Annotated in this window: 15 protein-coding genes, 1 tRNA gene and 1 pseudogene; 8 read left to right on the top strand and 9 right to left on the bottom strand. The window is 72.2% G+C overall.

Going from position 1 to position 16,923, the window contains the following annotated elements:
- The first annotated feature begins 16 nt into the window (after positions 1-16).
- Genes ETAA1_RS27465 through ETAA1_RS27455 form a run of 3 tightly spaced genes read left to right on the top strand, consistent with a single transcriptional unit; the run spans position 17 to position 3,001 of the window.
- Complete coding sequence (locus tag ETAA1_RS27465; protein WP_145243827.1) at positions 17-1,900, top strand: protein kinase family protein; 1,884 nt, start codon at positions 17-19, stop codon at positions 1,898-1,900.
- A 6-nt stretch (positions 1,901-1,906) separates the two neighbouring features.
- The gene (locus ETAA1_RS27460; RefSeq protein WP_145243826.1) at positions 1,907-2,452 is read left to right on the top strand and encodes a DUF4240 domain-containing protein; all 546 of its coding nucleotides are present in this window, start codon (positions 1,907-1,909) and stop codon (positions 2,450-2,452) included.
- An 18-nt stretch (positions 2,453-2,470) separates the two neighbouring features.
- On the top strand, positions 2,471-3,001 hold the full coding sequence (locus tag ETAA1_RS27455; RefSeq protein WP_145243825.1) for a DUF4240 domain-containing protein: 531 nt from the start codon (positions 2,471-2,473) through the stop codon (positions 2,999-3,001).
- A gap of 44 nt (positions 3,002-3,045) precedes the next feature.
- Here ETAA1_RS27455 and ETAA1_RS27450 read toward each other — a convergent pair whose 3' ends face one another.
- Complete coding sequence (locus ETAA1_RS27450; protein WP_145243824.1) at positions 3,046-3,807, bottom strand: 3-keto-disaccharide hydrolase; 762 nt, start codon at positions 3,805-3,807, stop codon at positions 3,046-3,048.
- 228 nt (positions 3,808-4,035) lie between these two features.
- On the opposite strand from ETAA1_RS27450, the gene ETAA1_RS27445 reads away from it, so the two are divergent.
- The 5 genes from ETAA1_RS27445 to ETAA1_RS27425 all read left to right on the top strand — a co-directional run bounded on the left by ETAA1_RS27445 (position 4,036) and on the right by ETAA1_RS27425 (position 7,845).
- Positions 4,036-4,527, top strand: a complete 492-nt coding sequence (locus tag ETAA1_RS27445; RefSeq protein WP_145244787.1) for an RNA polymerase sigma factor — start codon at positions 4,036-4,038, stop codon at positions 4,525-4,527.
- Positions 4,506-4,772 carry a hypothetical protein gene (locus ETAA1_RS27440; protein WP_145243823.1) on the top strand — a complete coding sequence of 89 codons (267 nt, stop codon included), beginning with the start codon at positions 4,506-4,508 and terminating at the stop codon, positions 4,770-4,772. Before ETAA1_RS27445 ends, ETAA1_RS27440 begins: the two co-directional genes overlap by 22 nt.
- Positions 4,773-4,857: 85 nt before the next feature.
- Positions 4,858-5,988: a serine hydrolase domain-containing protein gene (locus tag ETAA1_RS27435; protein WP_145243822.1), complete on the top strand. Its 1,131-nt coding sequence runs from the start codon at positions 4,858-4,860 to the stop codon at positions 5,986-5,988.
- Positions 5,989-6,156: 168 nt separating this feature from the next.
- Positions 6,157-7,710, top strand: coding sequence for a hypothetical protein (locus tag ETAA1_RS27430; RefSeq protein WP_145243821.1), 1,554 nt, complete (start codon positions 6,157-6,159; stop codon positions 7,708-7,710).
- A 61-nt stretch (positions 7,711-7,771) separates the two neighbouring features.
- Positions 7,772-7,845 (top strand) — tRNA-Arg (locus ETAA1_RS27425).
- A 277-nt stretch (positions 7,846-8,122) separates the two neighbouring features.
- Here the strand turns inward: ETAA1_RS27425 and ETAA1_RS33960 are convergent.
- From ETAA1_RS33960 to ETAA1_RS27385, 8 genes and pseudogenes are all read right to left on the bottom strand, one after another.
- Positions 8,123-8,866 (bottom strand): annotated as a pseudogene (locus tag ETAA1_RS33960) (tyrosine-type recombinase/integrase); the annotation flags it as partial.
- Between the two features lie 608 nt (positions 8,867-9,474).
- Complete coding sequence (locus ETAA1_RS27415; RefSeq protein WP_145243820.1) at positions 9,475-9,813, bottom strand: hypothetical protein; 339 nt, start codon at positions 9,811-9,813, stop codon at positions 9,475-9,477.
- 3 nt (positions 9,814-9,816) lie between these two features.
- Positions 9,817-12,477 carry a hypothetical protein gene (locus tag ETAA1_RS27410; protein WP_145243819.1) on the bottom strand — a complete coding sequence of 887 codons (2,661 nt, stop codon included), beginning with the start codon at positions 12,475-12,477 and terminating at the stop codon, positions 9,817-9,819.
- Positions 12,478-12,551: 74 nt separating this feature from the next.
- Complete coding sequence (locus ETAA1_RS27405; protein WP_145243818.1) at positions 12,552-12,770, bottom strand: helix-turn-helix transcriptional regulator; 219 nt, start codon at positions 12,768-12,770, stop codon at positions 12,552-12,554.
- A gap of 67 nt (positions 12,771-12,837) precedes the next feature.
- Entirely contained in the window at positions 12,838-13,071 is a 234-nt protein-coding gene (locus ETAA1_RS27400; RefSeq protein ID WP_145243817.1) for a helix-turn-helix transcriptional regulator, read from the bottom strand.
- Between the two features lie 179 nt (positions 13,072-13,250).
- Entirely contained in the window at positions 13,251-14,837 is a 1,587-nt protein-coding gene (locus ETAA1_RS27395; protein ID WP_145243816.1) for a hypothetical protein, read from the bottom strand.
- A 363-nt stretch (positions 14,838-15,200) separates the two neighbouring features.
- Positions 15,201-15,947: a hypothetical protein gene (locus tag ETAA1_RS27390; RefSeq protein WP_145243815.1), complete on the bottom strand. Its 747-nt coding sequence runs from the start codon at positions 15,945-15,947 to the stop codon at positions 15,201-15,203.
- Positions 15,944-16,243 (bottom strand): DUF6788 family protein, encoded by a 300-nt coding sequence (locus tag ETAA1_RS27385; RefSeq protein WP_145243814.1) that lies wholly within the window; start codon positions 16,241-16,243, stop codon positions 15,944-15,946. The genes ETAA1_RS27390 and ETAA1_RS27385 overlap by 4 nt, the downstream gene beginning before the upstream one ends.
- Positions 16,244-16,923 lie beyond the last annotated feature (680 nt).

Raw genomic sequence — 16,923 nt, 5'->3', positions numbered from 1 at the left:
TGTACTACACTCGGGTATGGCCTCACCCGTGCCGGCCGCCGACGCCGCCGCCCTGGCGGACGACCTCGCCCGCGCCCGGGTCGTGCCCGCGGACCGCCTCGACGCCCACCTCGCCGACTTCCACGGCGGAACCGCCGCCGACCTCGCCGACTTCCTCGTCGCCCGCCGCGCCCTGACGCGCTTCCAGGCCGACCGCGCACTCGGCGGCGCCGCCCACACCCTGGCGCTGGGGCCGTACCGCCTCATCGGCCGGCACCAACCCGGCGCCCTCGGCCCGGCGTTCGAGGCGGAGAAGGTCGGCCGCGGCGCCCCCGAGCCGGTCGTGCTGGTGCCGGTGCCGCTGCGGAGCCTGTGGCGCGCCAAGCAGGCCCGCGAACTGGCCCGCCGCACCGCCGCGCTCCGCAAGCACCCGGCCGTCGTGCCGCTGGTCGACGCCGACTCGGCCAACGGGTTCCACTACCTGGTGTGGCCGGACGCGTTCGGCGAGCGCCTGTCCGACCGCGTGGCCGCCGCCGGGCCGCTGCCGCCGGGCCGGGTCGCCACGGTGCTGGCGCAGCTGGCCGGCGGGCTGGCCGCGTGCCACGCCGCCGGGCTGCCGCACGGGCTGCTGTCGCCGGCGACGGTGGCGCTGCCGGCCGGCGGGGCACCGGCGCGCGTCCTGGACGTGGGCGCGGGGCTGGTCGTCGCCGCGGACCTGACCGGCGGCGAGAAGCTCCTCGACACGGCGACGGGCGGCGGCGGGCTGGCGCGGTTCCTGCCGTTCGCCGCGCCGGAGTGGCTGGCCGCGCCGGGGCCGCCGACGGCCGCCGCGGACCAGTTCTCGCTCGGGGCGGTCGGCTACTTCGCGCTGACCGGCCGGGCGCCGGAGCCGGGCGCGGCCGTGGGGCCCGGCGCCGGGCGCGACCTGGCCGACGTGCTCGACCGGATGATGGCCGCGGACCCGGCGGCCCGGTTCACCGGCCTCGACGAGGCGCACCTGGCGCTGACCGCGGCGGCGGACGACGCCGCCGCCGCCGAGTTGGCCGCACCGCCCTCGGGGGTGGTGCAACTGCCGACACGGGGCGCGTCGCCGGGCGGGTCGGTGGCGCTGTGGTCGCCGCCGGTGCGGCCGGCGGACCGCGACGACTCGGAAGACTCGGTCGGGTTCGACCTGCCGGACACGGTCGAGGTGCCGGCACTGAACGGGCCGCCGGACACGCCGGTGTCGCCGCGGCTGCCGCCTCGGGCGCCGCCGCCGCCGCCGCCACCGCCGCCGCCGCCACCGCCGCCGCCGCCGCCGCCGCCGCCGCCGCCACCGCCGCGGCGGCCCGAGGCGCCGAAGTCGCTGCCGCCGCGGCTGCCGGCCATGCCGCTGGTGGGGGCGCCGGCCGGGAGCGACCGCGTCCCGCCGCCGGCGCCGCGCACGCCCGCGGCCGGGCCGGCGCCGGCGGTCGAGGACCCGGCCCTGTCGGGCGCGTGGAAGCGGCTCAAACGGAAGGTGCTGTTCTGGAAGCCGTCGACGGACACGGTGTGGGTGCGGGTGTACGGCCCGCCGGCGGCGGCGCGGAGCGAGGCGCCGCGGGTGACGGTGTTCCTGTTCCCGCCGCACGCGGCCGACAGCGTCGCCACGCTGGCGCGGGCGTTCGACCACGACGCCGTGCTACTCGGCGCCGCCGTGCTGGCCCGCGAGATCGGCCGCGGCGAGGAGCTGGTCGTGCACGTGACCGTGGCCGGCGTGTCGGTGACGACGCCGGCGTGGGCGACGGAGTGGCACGGCAGCCCGTGCCGCGTCGAGTTCGACCTGCTGGTGCCGTGGGAGGTGCCGGTCGGCCACGCCGCCGGCGCGGTGTCGGTCGGCAAGGCGGATGAGATCGTGGGCGAGGTCGATTTCACGCTCGTCGTCACCGCCGACCGGGGGTAGCCGCCGATGACCGAACCCGAGTTCTGGGCGCACATCCACGCCGCCCGCCCCCGCCGGTACGACGCCGAGGCGCACGCGGACCAACTCGCCGCCCGCCTCGCGGAACTGCCTGAGCCCGACATCCTCGACTTCGTTCACCACTGGGACGCCGCCAGCGCCCGCGCCTACCGGCAGGACCTGTGGGGCGCCGCGTACCTCGTCAACGGCGGCTGCTCGGACGACGGCTTCCAGTACTTCCGCTGGTGGCTCGTCCTGCAAGGCCGCGCCGCGTTCGACGCCGCGATCGCCGACCCGGACACGCTGGCGGAAGTGCTCGACGGCGAGACGGAGGTGGAAGCGGAGGTGTACCCCGGCACCGACGCCTGGTTCCTCGCCACCGGCCGCGCCAAGGACGACGACGGGTACGAGGCGTTCGCGCGGGCGCTGCGGTTCCGTCACCCGCACCCGCCGGCGGAGCCGCCGCTGGCGGCCGAGTGGGACTTCGACGACGACGCCGAGGTCCGCCGCCGCCTCCCGCGGCTCGCCGCCGCGTATCTTGACGGGGAGGAGTGAACGGCGGGAGGACCGGCGATGGAGTGGAAGCACTTCTGGAAGATTCTCGAGTCCGCGTACCGGGCCGACGGCCCCGACCACTTCGAGGCGCTGAAGGCCGAGCTCGACGCGCTGCCGTGGTTCGCCGTGGTCGCGTTCCAGGCCCGGTTCGACGAGGCGATCGCCGCCGCCAACCGGCTCGACCTGTGGGGCGCCGCGTACCTCATCCAGGGCGGCTGCTCGGACGAGGCCTTCCGCGACTTCCGGGCGTGGCTCGTGGGCCGCGGCCGGCACCCCTACGAGGCGGCGCTGAAGAACCCCGACACTCTCGCCGACATTTTGGACGGCGACCCGGTGGACGGGTTCGGCCTGGACGCGGCGGCGATCCGGGTTTACGAGGCGAAGACGGGGATGAGCGACTTCTACGAGCAGCTGGACAAGGCCGAGAAGGACGCCCCGCCGCCGCCGCCCGAGGGCGACGACTGGGACTTCGAGGACGCGGCCGAGCAGCGGCGGCGCTTCCCGCGGCTGGCGGCGCTGTACCTGACGGAAATGACGAATGACGAATGACGAATGACGAATGACCCGGTTCGTCATTCGTCATTCGTCATTCGTCATTTCCGCGACAGGTCGCGGACCCGGATGTTGCGGTAGCGCACGAACTGCTTCGTGTAGTCGCCGCCGCCGTGGACCTGGAGCGCGATGCCGCCCGTGTCGGCGAGCCGCTTCTCGGTGTCCTGGTACTCCAGGAACTTCACCCCCTTGATCCACGTCGTGATCTTCGGCGGGTTCCCCTCGATGCGGGCGCGGAGCTCGTTCCACTCGCCGTGCTTCCAGAACGCCTTCCAGTCGGCGGCGCTGACCGGGCTCTTGTAGTCCGGCGTCTGCCGGCTCGGGACGACGATCTCGTTCACGTCCTTGCCGAAGTCGAAGTTGCGGACGTGCGGCCGGCCGCCAATGCCTTCGCCGTACACGCCCATCAGGTTGCCGCCCTTGTGGTAGTCGATCATCGCCTGGTAGCACTTGCCGGTGTCGGTGCTCCGCAGGAACAGGCCGCTGTCCGGGCCGTCGTCGTTCTTCATCTCCAGCGCCACCTCGAAGTCGCCGTACTGCTTGTCGGTGATGACGATGCCGCCGTTGCCGGGCACGTCCTGGCTGCCGACGATGGCGCCGTCCTTGATCTCCCACTTGCCGCCGCTCTTGTTCTTGGTGGTGCCGCTGTGGCCGGTCTTGGCCGACACCGTCCAGCCGGTGAGGTCCTTGCCGTTGAAGATGGAGACGAAGCCGGCGTCGGAGAACTTCTCCGGCGCGGGCGGCTGGGCGCTGGCGGGCACGAGCGCGACGAGGCAGGCGAGCGGGACGGCGAGGGCGCGCATGAGCGGCTCCGGGGAGGGAAGGGCGGGGGTAGTATCCGCATCGCGGGATCGGGAGTCCAGCCGCGCGTTAGGCCGGGGCGCAAGCCCCGGGTGGGTTGAGGGCACACCGGGGCTTGCGCCCCGGCCTAACGCGCCGCCCGGTTGCCGCCGCCCCGCCGATTCCGTTCATCAACCCTGGATCAGACTCCCGCCCTGAAACGGCGCGGCCGCGGGGGCGTCATCTTGGCGATGGGACCGGACGAACTGGCCGAACTGGTCGACCGGCACGCCGCCGCCCTGGTGCTGTACGCCCGGCAGTGGTGCGGCAGCCCCGAGGACGTGGTTCAAACGGCGTTCCTCAAACTCGTCCGCCTTCGCGCCCGCCCCGACAACCTGGTACCCTGGCTGTACCGGGTCGTCCGCAACGGGGCCATCGACGCCAGCCGGGCCGCCCGCCGGCGGACGAAGTACGAGGCCGCCGCCGCCGACCGCACCGACCCGTGGTTCTCGCCCCCCGACGACCCGACCGGGCTCGACGCCCGGGCCGCGGCCGACGCCCTCACGAGCCTCCCGGCCGAGACGCGGGAGATCGTGACCGCCCACCTGTGGGGCGGCCTGACGTTCGAGCAGATCGCCCAGACGCTCGGCTCGTCGGCCGCCACCTGCTACCGCCGGTACGCGGCGGGGCTCGCCGCCCTCCGCCAGAAACTCGGTGCCGAATGCCCGACCCCGACGAAATGAACACGCCGCCCCCCATCCCGCCGGCCGACGCCGCCGTTGCCGCCGCCCTGGCGCGGCTGGCGCCGTCGCCGGCGCGGATCGACCGCGACCGGCTCATGTTCGCCGCCGGCGCCGCGAGCCAGCGGAACGTGCTGCGGCTGTGGCAGCTCGCCGCCGGCATCCTGATGGCAGCCGGGTTCGCGGCGGGCGTGCTGTACGCGCAATCGACGGGCCGAGACGTGCCGGCCATCACGGCGCCGCGGTAACCGGGGTTCCGCCGCTTGCGGCGTAGCGGCGCAAGCGCCGCTACGCCGCAAGCGGCGGAACCCCGAGCCTGAATATCATCTCCCCATGCGTACCCCCCTCGTCCTCGCCGCGCTCCTCGCGCCGCTCCCCGCCCGCGCCGACTTCGCCGCCGTGGACACCGCCGTCGAGGCGGCGCTGGCGCGGAACGACTGCCCCGGCGCCGTCGTGCTCGTGGTTCACCGCGACGCGGTCGTTCACCGCAAGGCCTACGGCCGGCGCGCCGTCCGCCCCGCCGCCGAACCGATGACCGCCGACACCGTCTTCGACCTCGCCTCGCTCACCAAGCCGACCGCCACCGGCACCAGCATCATGCGGCTGATCGAGCAGGGGAAGTTGAAGCTCGACGACCCCGTGGCAAAGCACTGGCCGGCGTTCGGCAAGGCGGACGTGACCGTCGCGCACTTGCTCCTCCACACCAGCGGCCTGACCGCCGACAACGCCCTCGCCGACTACGCCGACGGCCGCGAGAAGGCGCTCGAGCGCGTCGCCGCGCTGAAGCTCGAAGCCCCGCCCGGCACCCGCTTCCGCTACAGCGACGTGGGCTTCATCGTCCTCGGCGAGCTGGTCGAGAAGCTCGGCGGGATGCCGGTCGATCAGTACGCGAAGACGCACGTCTTCGACCCGCTGAAGATGACCGACACCGGCTTCCGCCCCGCCGGCGACCTCGTGAAGCGCGTGGCGCCGACCGGGCTGCGCGACAAGCTGACGATCCGCGGCGAGGTCCACGACCCGCGGGCGTTCAAGATGGGCGGCGTGGCCGGTCACGCGGGCCTGTTCGGCAGCGCCGACGACCTCGGCCGCTACGCCCGGATGCTCCTCCGCGGCGGCGAGCTGGACGGCGCCCGCGTACTGAAGGCCGACACCGTGAAGCTGTTCACCGCGCCGCACGAGGTGCCGGCGCAGCCCGCGAAGGGGAAGGAAGACCCGCCGCGGCAGTTCCGCAGCTACGGCTGGGACGTGGACACGTCGTTCAGCGGCCAGCGCGGCGACGCCTTCAAGCGCGGCGAGGGCTACGGCCACACCGGGTTCACCGGCACGAGCCTGTGGGTGGACCCGCGCTCGCAGACGGCGGTGATCATTCTGACGAGCCGCGTCCACCCCGACGACAAGGGGAGCGTGGGGCGCCTGCGCCGCGAGGTGGCCAACGCCGTGGCCGCGGCGGTGGTCAAGAACTGACCGCGCCGTCGATTCAACACTCTTTTGTGGCATGGACTCAATGCGTGCCTCGACCCCCCGGGGGGGAGCCGTACACACAATGCCCCCGGCTTGAGCGTCGGGTTGGGCTTCGCGCCGCCCGGCCCGGTGGGCTAGGCTCCGGCGGTTCCCGGCCGCACGGACGCACGCATGGACGCCCCCCGTTCCCCCTGGTGGATTCCCTTCGGCGGGCTGCTGCTGGCGGCCCTGTACCTCCCAACGCTCGCCACGCCGTTCGACTTCGTGGACGACGGCAACCTCGTCTACCCGACGCCGGGCCTGTCGGCGGGGGAGCACGTCGGGCTGTGGTGGGAGAAGGTGGAAGCGAACTACGAACACCTCGGCCCGTTCCGCCCGACGCTGTGGGTTCACTGGCAGGTGCAGGCGAACCTGTTCGACGGCAGCGCCGTGGCGTGGCGGGCGTACCGCTTCGTGTGGTGTGCCCTGTCTGCGGCGGCACTCTTGTGGCTGCTGGCGGAGCTGGGCGCGCACCCGGCCGCGGCGCTGCTGGCCGGGGCGCTGGCGATGTGGAACCCGTACCGCAACGAGATCTGGACGAGCCTGACGCTCTCCGAGGGCGTGGCGATGCCGTACGCGCTGTTCGCGCTGGTGGCGGCGCGGAAGGCGGCGACGAGCGCGACCCCGCTGCGGTGGGAGCTGCTGTCGGCGCTGGCGGTGCTGGTGGCGCTCGGGTGCAAGAACACGTTCGCGGCGCTGGTGCCGGTGCAAATCCTGCTGAGGATGTGGCCGGACGGTATGACCCTGCGTGAGGCGCTGAAGCGGAACGGGGCGCGGTCGCTGCTGCTGGGCGTGACGCTGGTGCTGCCGGCGGCGCACTTCGTGTACTTCAAGGCGCACTGGCACCCGGGTCAGTACGAGACGCACGGCCCGACGGCGGCGCAGCTGGGCCGGATGCTGAGCGCCTTGAAGGGCGCGGTGAGCCTGGAGTTCATGGCCGCGGGCCTGCTGCTGGCGGCGCTGGCGCTGTGGAAGGGCGGCGTCCTGAAGGCCGTGTCGTGGCAACGGCTGGGCACGCCGCCGGTGCTCGCCGCGCTGCTGCTGGTGGCCGCGGGCGTGGTGGTGTACCTGCCGCTGTCGATGATGTCGGGCCGGTACGCGATGCCGGCCGTGTGGGGGCTGGACGTGCTGTTCGCGCTGCTGCTGACGGCGCTGATCGCGCTGCCGCTGACGGCGTGGAAGAAGGCGGCGTTCGCGGGCGTGTGTACGGGCCTGGCGGTGGTGGCGGTCGCCGGCGTGGGGAAGCAGGAGAAGTTCGCCGCCCGGGCGCACCTGCTGTGGGACGCGGTCCGCCACGTGGAGGCGACGGCGCCGCCGGACGCGCGGATCGCCTGGATGAGCGGCGACAGCACGGCCGGCGGGCTGAACATCGAGGAGGGCATCCACTTCCGCTGGCACCTGCTGCACCGCGGCCGCGGCGACGTGGCGGTGGGCCTGTTCGACGAGTCGGGGAAGCCGCTGGACCGGGTGGAGTTACCGCCGCTGGCGGGCCCGCCGGAGTTCGCACTGTTTGGGAAGGTGGAGCCGGCAGGTTGGGAGCCGGAGCGGTCGTTCGTATCGGGTTACTGGCTGGGCCGGCGGCAGTACGACTGCCGGCTGGCGCGGAAGCGCGTGGTCGGGACGTTCGCGGAGGCGCCGTTCCGGGACGAGGTGCGCCGGCAACTGTTCCCGGGGCTGAGTCCGTGAAAACGGGGGCGGCGGTTGAAACCGCGCTGCGGTCGGCTAGAATTCGGGTTGGAAGACGTGCGTGCCCGTAGCTCAACTGGATAGAGCGTCGGCCTCCGGAGCCGAAGGTTACAGGTTCAACTCCTGTCGGGCATACTCCCCCCAATTGTCCTCGATCGTCCTCAACCCCTGCCAAACGCAGGGGTTGACTCGTTCTCGGGGTCGTCCGCCCCGTACCGTCCGTTTCCTCACTTGTCCCCGATTCTCCCCGCCTGCTACCGCCTGCTGCTGCTCCCGTTGCTGCTCCCGAACCCGGGCCGTTATCCGTGCCGGTCGCACGCAGTGCAGCCGGTTCACCACCCCCGGGGTTGTGGGTTGGCAGGCTCAGCTTGGCGACTGCGGCGGCCGTGTCGCGGATGCCGACGTGGGCGTACCGGTCCATCGTGAGGGTAATGGTCGAGTGCCGCGCCAGCTCCTTCGCGTCCTTCGGCGATACCCCCGCGCGGACCAGCTCGGTGATGAACGTGTGCCGCAGCGCGTGGAAGTCGGCGACCCGGCCGTTCCGGTCGCGGTAGCACAGGAAGTCCGACCGCTCGCGCTCGCCCCGCTCGGCGGCGGTCGTCGCCTCGCCAACCCACACGGCGCGGGCCACCTCCAGGTCGCGGCGGATCATGTCCACGGCCTCGGTGTGCTTCGCCCACTTACCCGGCCATACCGGTGCCGCGGCCGGCTTGCCGGCCAACCACGACCGCAGCTCCGGGATCAGGTCGGGGTGCAACGGGACCGTGTCCCGGCGGCGGTGCTTGGAGTACGCGGCCTCGACCACGACCGCCGGGGGGTCTGCCGTCAGCTCGAACGAACCCGGCGTCAGGCTGGACAACTCGCCCGACCGCAGCCCCGTCGCGCCGCCGATGAGGTACAGCATCCGTCGGTCTGGGCCGGCCATCTTGCGGTACACCTTCCCTCCGCGGGCGGCGTCGAGAACACGGGCGTACTCCTCCGCCGTCAGCGGCCGACGCTCATGCCGCACGTCAACGTCTTCGTTCACCTTCGGGATGTGCCGGAACGGGTTCTCGGCGGCGCGACGGGCCTTCACGAGCCAGTTGCCGAACGCGACGAGCGACTTCCGGTAGTGGTTGCTGGTGGCCGGCCCGAACCCGCCGTCCGCCTTCGGCATCGCACGCCGCTCGGCCAGCCAGCGCTCCGCCGGGGTCGCGTCCAACTCCTTCAGCGTGACGAACCCGACGGCATCGAACACGAGCTCGCACCGACGCGCGGCCTGGCCGGCTTCCTTCCCGGTAGCACCCTTGTCCCGAACGTGTTGCTCGTATTCGGTGAGTAAGTCGCGGAGCGGCCGCTTGCGGTGGTCGGCGTAGTCGTCGCGGATGCCGGCCTTCTCGTTCTCGATGCGCTTCATCAGCTCGGCCAGCATGAGCGCGGCGGCGTCGCGGTTCGGGGAGAACCGCACGCGCTTCCGGCTGCCGTCGGCGAACCGCACGTCGGCCGCCCACTTCGCGGCGGGCTTCAGGTACGCGGTGCCGTCCGCGCTCAGCGGGTACAGCACCGCCTTCCCTTTCTCCCGGACGCGGGCGTGGGGGCGGCCGTCTTTCTCGACCACCTCGGCGGCGGGCGGGAGCGGGTACGGGCGGGTCGGCTTGAACAGGGTCGCCATCGGAGCAACCTTTCTTGTCGTCGCTCGCTGTTGGGAGGTTGGGTGCAACCCGCCAGCGAACGATTGAATGAGGAGTATAACCGGCGGCCAACCGGCCGCCAGCTTGGTAACTGTCAGGGCACGAACAGGTCCGGCAGGTCGAGCCGGGCGTCGGGGTCGATCCGGTCCCAGCGCCGGTCGCCCTCGACGCACAGGAGGGTGACACCGGGCGGGATAGGCGCCGCGGGGTCGAGCGGCCGCGGCGCCGCGGCCTTGCGCTCCGAGCCGCACCCATACCACGGCCGACCGGCCAGCGCCGCGCGGACGCCGGTGTGGAGCACCCAGAGCCGTCGCCCCAACTCGGTCGGCAACTCGACGGCAAACGCCAACGCCCCGTCCTCCACCGTCGGCCGGTACGCCAACACGGCGGCGAGCAAGTCCGCGACGGTCGCCGGCGCGGCAGTGGTCGGCATCGCTCACCCCCTCACGTCGTGCGGGGTGTCGTCGTTGACGAACCGCGTCCGCGAACGGGGCAGGGCGGCTTCAACCGCGGCCGGCCGGGCGGAATCATCTCCACCATCTCCACCATCCCCACCGGCCGGCCGCGGGTCCGGGTGGTGATGGTGGGCATGGTGGACATGCTCCCGACCCGCTCGCCCCTTCACGTCCCGCACGACCCACCGGTTCGACCCGTGCGGGGCGTCGGCCTTGTCCAGCACCTTGCCGCCGAAGTTCCGGCGGGCGAAGTGCCGAAACCGGTAGCCGAGCGTCCGCCCGCACAGCTTGCCGCACAGGTCTTCCACCGCGGCCCGGAGGTTCGACATCCACTCCGCCGGCGCCTCCCGCTCCGCCTCCTTGATGCGGCCGACGATGTCGGCCGTCGTCAACCCCCGGCCCGTGTCGTCCAGGTGGATCAGCCCGGCGATCACGTCCGCCATCGCGGCCGCGTCCCGGTCGGCTGTCGTCTGGAGTGCCACCCGCGTCTCGCCCGGGTCCGGCAGCCCGGCGAACACCACCGCCTCGCGCACGACACCCGACCAACCCTCGAAACTGCCCCACGGCCGCAGCTGGTGCCTCGGCCGCCCGGCCCGCACCCACGCGCGGAGGATCGTCAGTGCCGCCGACAACAGCCGCCCCCGATCCCGCCGGACGTACCCCCGCAGGTCGGGATGGCGGAACCCCTCCTTCATCTCCGGCCGCTCGTCCGCCGACTCCATCCGGGCGTGGCACACCCGGCGGGACGTGTCGGCGCCCAGCTGCACGTTGTTCCCTGTCCCGAACCACACGACGTGGAGCGGGCCGTCGTACACCCGGTTGCCGCCCAACACCCGGTCCTTCCACCGGTCGGTCGTCAGGGCGGCGTCGAGGATGTCGTTCCCGACCGCGCCCGCCAGGTTGTCGAGCAGCACCAGCCGCTCGCACTCCATCGCCAGCGTGGTGATCTTCTTCCGCAGTTCCTCCCGGTCGTTCGTGTAGCTCATCACCGGGAACCGCCGGCCGGTCACCGTCAGCGCCACCACGTCGGCGAGCAAGCCTTTCCCGACCCCGCGGACGTTCCCGTCGATCAGGAACAGCGGGGCCGGGCCGTCGAACAAGAACCACGCCAGCGGGGTGAGGAGCCCGGCCACCAGTGCCGCCCGGTGGGCCGGCGTCTCGAACGGGAAGTCGGCCAGCGGGTCGAGCAGCGCAGCCACGGCGGCGTCCACGTCCTGGCGGGTCGGCGCGTCGGGCACCGTCACCGCCAAGTCAGCCGGCAGGGCGGCGAGCAATCGCACGCCGCGGTGATACCCGTTGGCGGTCAACAGGTCGCCGCTCGGCAGCAGCACCGGGTGGGTGACGACGGCGTCGAGCCGGCGGAGGCCGGGCCAGTCGCCGCGGGCGTGGACGGCGCCGACGCACCAGTCCGTCGGGTGGGCCTCAACCAACTCGGCGTTCTCGCCGGCCCCGCGCCACTGCGTCCACCGCGCGACCCGCGTGAGCCGTTCGCGCAGGAGCGGGCGGGCCAGCTCGCGCACCACCGGGGCGCCGACCGGCCGGCGGACCACGGCGTCGAGGTCCGAGTCGTCCGATTGATGGAGGACATGAACCAGCAGCCCGCCGCGCTGATATACGTCCTCCTCGGCGGCGAGGGCGGCCGTCGCCTCGGCGTTGACCCGGTGTTCGTCCGGGCCGATGACGATGTCCGGCACCGCAGACCGGGAACCGTCGGCCGTGGTGGTCGGCGGCGGGTCGATCCCGACCGCCGCAGCGACGAGACGGCGGCCGAGCTCGACGCCCCGGTCGGGCCACGGCGTCTCGCCAGGGGCCGACGCGGTCAGCCACTCCCGCACGTCCTTCGCGCCCTCGGGCGGCAGCGCCCACTGGACCGCCCGCCCGAGCCGCCCAGCGAGCCCGCGGGCGACGGACTCGGCGCCGGTGCGACCCGGCCACTCGCCGCTGGCCTTCCGGTCGTTCTCGCCCACCACGACGACCGACCGGCCGGCGTCCAGGTCGCCGAACAGCTCGGCGAGGTGTGCCACCCCTCCCGTGTTGGACGGCCGCCCCACGGCCGACAGCCCGGCGGCGGTCATCGCTGCCGCGTCGGTCGGCCCCTCGACGACGAACACCGGGCCGGGTCGCTCCCGCCACCCGGCCGGCAGGGTCAGCCCGCGCTTGCTCCCGGGGAGTGCCTTCTTCGTGCCGTCAGCGAACCGGCGATTCAACCCGACGACGGTCCCGCCGGCGTTCGCCTCCGGGAACGTGTAGTACGCCCCGCGGGCGTCGTTGTGGAACCCGAGGAGCGGCAGCGCGTCGAGGGCGTCGGCCGGCAGCCCCAGCGTGCGGGCGAGATCGTTCCGCCGGGCAGGGTTCAGTTCGGCGGCGCGCCGGCCCGCCAGTGCGGTCCAGTCGGTCGTGACCGTACGCCCCTTCCGAGCCCCCTGCGGCCCCGGGCGGGTCGAGGCCCGTGTCAGGCGGTGCAGCCAACCGCCGTCGCCGCACGGCTTCGTGCTTCCCTTTTCGACGCGCTGGCAGATAGCGGCGTTTCCGTCGGGCGCGACCATGCACCAGTCCGGCTTCTTGCACACCGGGCACGGCTGAGACTTGCTGACGCGAATCCAGCCTTCCCTGTCGGGCCGACTGCCTGGTAGATTGCCCATCGGTTTCTCCGATCGGGTCGGGTGCGAGCTTCCGAGGGCGGCACCCGGCCCGACTGTGTTTTGGGGGTGGGGTGTCACTTCGCGCGGCGGGCCAACAACTCGCGCCAGATCGGCGCCCACTCCGTCCGCGGCGGGCACCCGCGGCGGCACCACTCCGCCAACTCGGCGCGGCTCCACAGCACCGCGCCGCCGAGCCGGACCGGCGCCGGGTTCAGCCCGGCGGCGGTGTGCCGGTCCCACGTCGAGACGCCGCCGACGCCGCAGAACTCGGCCGCCTCGTCGCGGCCCAGCATCCGCGGCGCAACCGGCCGGCGCCTACTCTTGGACTTGCGAGTCGTCGGGGCCGGGTCGGATGAGATGTCAGTCATTGGTGCGACCCCCCTTCCGGCCGTCACGGCGGGGTTCCGTCGCTTCGTCGAGCCACATCAGCAGCGTCGCCCGGCGCCAGCGGACGAGCGACCCGACGCGAACGGGGGGCGGGAGGTGTCCGCCGTCGCGCAGGCGCCACACGGTCCGCGGCGAGACGCCGAGCAGCGCCGCAACATCATCCACGCTGAGGAGCGCGACCGGGTCGGGTAAGGGTGTCGTGGTCATCACCGGGTACGGTTGGGCAGCGGCCTCGCACCGTTCGAGCCCGCGTACATAGCCCCGAACCGGAGAAAACCGGACGCACGGCATCCGGTCGCGGTTGACAAGAAATGACAGGGGAAATGCAAAGAGCGGCAGCGGACCGGATTCCGGCGGAAATCCGGTTCGAGGAAACCGGACGCGAGTTACTGGCGGTCGGCAGGTCTGGCGGAACGCACCTCCGACGGGCTCGGCGGGCGTCGCGGCTTGTTCTTCTGTTGATTGAGGTGGTTCCTCGCTTGCCGAAGGTATCGCACCCACGTGTCGAACGGCGGGAGTGACTCGCCTTCGGGTAGGGTTTCGTTCGTCGCGTCGTAAGCGGCCCGGTCGGTGGGGTCGATCATGTCCCGGGCGGCGATCCGGTATTGCAGGTACGCGGCGCGTTTCCCCTTCGACAGCCCGCTCAGTTTCGCGTCAAGAGCGTCGGTGGCCTCAGCCGGTGTCGTTGCCTCTCCGCCCTGCCCCGGGCTGCCGAGAACTCCCGTGTCACCCGGCGACGGCTTCCGCTCGCCCGTGTTGCCTCTATTCCCGCCTACTTTAGAAACCTCGTCGGGCGGTGGCGGGTCGGCCGCGGTGGTAGTTGCTGCCGGCGCGGCGAGCGCTTCCGCGAACTCGGCCCACAGACGCTGCTGCTCGGCAAACTCGGCCGCGGTCGGCTGTTCCGGCGGCAGGGGCGGTAGGAGGTGGTGGAGGTTTTGGGCGGCGCGCCACACGACGCTGTGGAACAGCGTCTCGCAGAGTGCCCGGAGTTCGTCGCGGCCGGCGGGCGTGGTCGCCAACCCCGCGGCTTCGGTGCGAACGTCGGCCAACTCGGCGTGGTAGAGCCAGCGCACGGCGTCGTCCCACCGCGTCCGGTCCTCGTCGGACGGCGGCAGCAGCCCGCCGTCCAACGCGCGCTCGGAGCCGAAGGCACCGATGTGGGGAGTCGGTGGTTCTTCGTCCGGGCCGTAGGCGCCGCGGAGGGCCGCACGGTACGCGGCGACGCGCTCGACGATCGCATCGACGTGGTGCTGCGGCAGCTCTGCCGCCGCGCTGTACGGGGGTATCTCGCCGACCCGCGGGAGAGCGGACGCCCGTTGCTCCCCCCGTCGGAGCGATTCGAGGTCGTGGCGGTTCTGGGGCATGGCGACCTGGCACGCGGTCGTCACGTCGAGAATCGCCATCGCTTCGAGCTTCCGGGCGCGCTCCTCCCGCTCCCGTTCGTGGGTGGCGAGTTGCTCCTCGCGGGTCCGGACCCGCTCAGCGAGGGTGTTCGTTGACCTGCTGGGGTCGCCGGGTTGGGTTTCCCGTGCCATGGCGAGAAGCTCATCCTGTGTGATGGGAGCGGCCTGTTGCCAGGAGTCGTGCATCAGGCGCCGGCGCTGGTCGATTTCGATCGGGACGACTTCGCCGGCCACCGCGAACGTGGCGAGCAAGGCGGCGCGGATCGACGTACTGCGGAACAACAACGCGCCTTCCGCCTCGAACGTGCTCTCTCGTGATCCGCCCCGCCGCTCGTACTCGTGGGAACCGTAGTCCCACGGTCGAGCGGTCGGGCCGATGCTCCACGGCGTGAGGACGTAACTCACCCACTGGGCCGCCTCACCGACGGCTTGTCGCGTCCCCTCGTCCCGCAGCCCGACGCGGGCGAACGCGGCGACGGCTTCATCGTTCAGCCGTTGTGCGAAGTGACCCGGGGCACCCCACTGCCCCGGCCGGTGGACGGTGTCCCGGACGGCTTCGAAGTCCGCCAACAGGCGGTTCCGCTCGGCGGTGTACGCGGCACCCGTCCCGGGCTCGGGCGGCGTTTCGTCCCGGTGCCTGGGCAAGGCGAAGGAGAGCTGACGGAACCGGTTGAAGGCTATCGCCAACACGTCGAGGCATTGAATCAGGCGGTGAATGGGGTTGCGCCCCGGTTCCCACCGGGAGGACGTGACCGACATGGTAGGTGTTCTCGTGTCGGGGCAGTCGGGCGGTGTCGTCGGGGAGAACACCACCCAACAAGCACCGCCCGACTGCAAATCACCACACGGTTCGCGGGCCGTGCGGCTACCCAACTCGATGCTACGCGCGGGCGCGCCCCGAATGGTAGGTCGGTAGGCGATCGGGAAGGGGGGTCAGTGTCGCTGAGCTGACGGTTCTGTAACCACGTTCACCTGTTGCTGGGCCACGTTCATCTGGCCGCCTTTCTTGACGATCACGGGGCCGCTGTGCCGCCGCATGTCGCACAGGGCGCGGAGCGTCCGCAGAAAGATACGGTTGTACCGGTCCATCATGGCGGCGGCCTGGTCGAGGGCGTCGGCGTCGCTCTGCCGCGGCGGCCCCCACCGGCCCTCCTCCTTGTGGCGCCGGTCGTTGGTGACACTCTCCAGGGTCGTGCGGATCGTCAACGTCCGAAGCCAGTGCAGGAAGCCCTGCTGCGCCTGCGCCATGGTGTCGATGAGCTGTCGCTCGACGCCGTTGCGGGGCTGCCACTCGGCCGACAGGTCCTCCCGCAAAGCCAGGAATTGCGCCCGCTGCCAGGCGCCGTCGTTGGCCGTCTCAACGGCTCCGGCCGCCCGGTGGCCCGTCCGGAGTTCATCCAGTGCGGCGCGTTTGATCTCCTCCCAGCGGGTGGTCGCGCGGTCGGGATCGGTGTGGGCGATGCCGTGCAGGTCGAACCAACTGACCTGATCGGGCGGCCCGTTCAGGGCGCGCTCGCCTTCGTCCGCTGGGGGCGCGGCGGCACGTTGAATCGCTTCCTCCCGCGTCAGAGAGAAGTGCTTCTCGTAGAGCTGGACCATCTGGCCGAATGACTTTACCAACTCCCCGGCGATCACGCCCGCCTCGTTCGGTGCCGCCGGTGTGATTGCGACCGCGCTCATGTCGAAACCTCCCGCACGACGGGTACCAGTTCCCGCCACTGCTGCCAACCTTTGGCAAGCTCTCGGCGCTCCCGTTGACGGGCTTCACAGGCGGCCCGAACCGATGCCAACTCGGTGCGTCGGACGTAGCACTTTCGTAGCCGGCCACCTTCACGCCAGAAGCGATAGAAGGCGAGATGGCCTGGCCCGTGGGCGCAGTGGCAGCCCAGCTTGCCGCACCGCACGCGCTGGGCGCAGACCACGCCCGGCAGCGTCTTGGGTAACAGTTCCGGGGTTTTGGTCGTGATCTGGTTCATGCTTGTGCCCCCCGTGGGATACTACATCCTACCCCTCAGCCGGCGGAACGCGGTCCGCTCGGCGACGCCGGCGGCAGTCGCCGCGTCGCGGACAGTCTTGCCCGCCGCCAGCTCGGCGACGAGCGCGTCGTCGGCGGAATGTCTGCCACGGGCTGCCAAAGGGTGCCACCTCCGAGAGTGCTACATCATACCGGAGTCGGGGTTGGTGGTCCGAAATCGGGGTGTTAGCGGAGCGGATCGGTCGGACGACGCGCGGGGAAACACGACCTGTTGTCTTCGACCCGCGACCGTGGCGGCGAGCTGGCGCCGTCACTGGTAGAAGGCCGGGACGGACACGCCCGCGGCGGCGCAGATCGCGGCGACGGTTTGCTCGTCTGTGCAAACCCGGTCGAGGTGCTCAATCCACCGTTGATGGGTGGCGGCCGGGTCACGGCGGCGGAGTGGGTCCGAAGTGGTGCCAGATGGAGCAACGGGGTCGGACATCGGTGCGTCCTCGGGGGGAACGGAACAAACCGAGAAGACATCCCACCCGTCAATAACGTGATCCACCTGGCGCGTACTGCGCCTCCTTGCCGTGCGAACGAAAGAAGAATGCCCGGCAGTGCCTATCGACCGCCGTGCGCGTGAGAGGCGGTCCATACTCCTCTCAATCGCTCAGTGTGACAGGCAAAGTAAACTTG

The organism is Urbifossiella limnaea (assembly GCF_007747215.1).
GTDB lineage: Bacteria > Planctomycetota > Planctomycetia > Gemmatales > Gemmataceae > Urbifossiella > Urbifossiella limnaea.
Note: the sequence above shows the minus strand (reverse complement) of the source record. Positions and strands in the feature narration are given on the sequence as shown.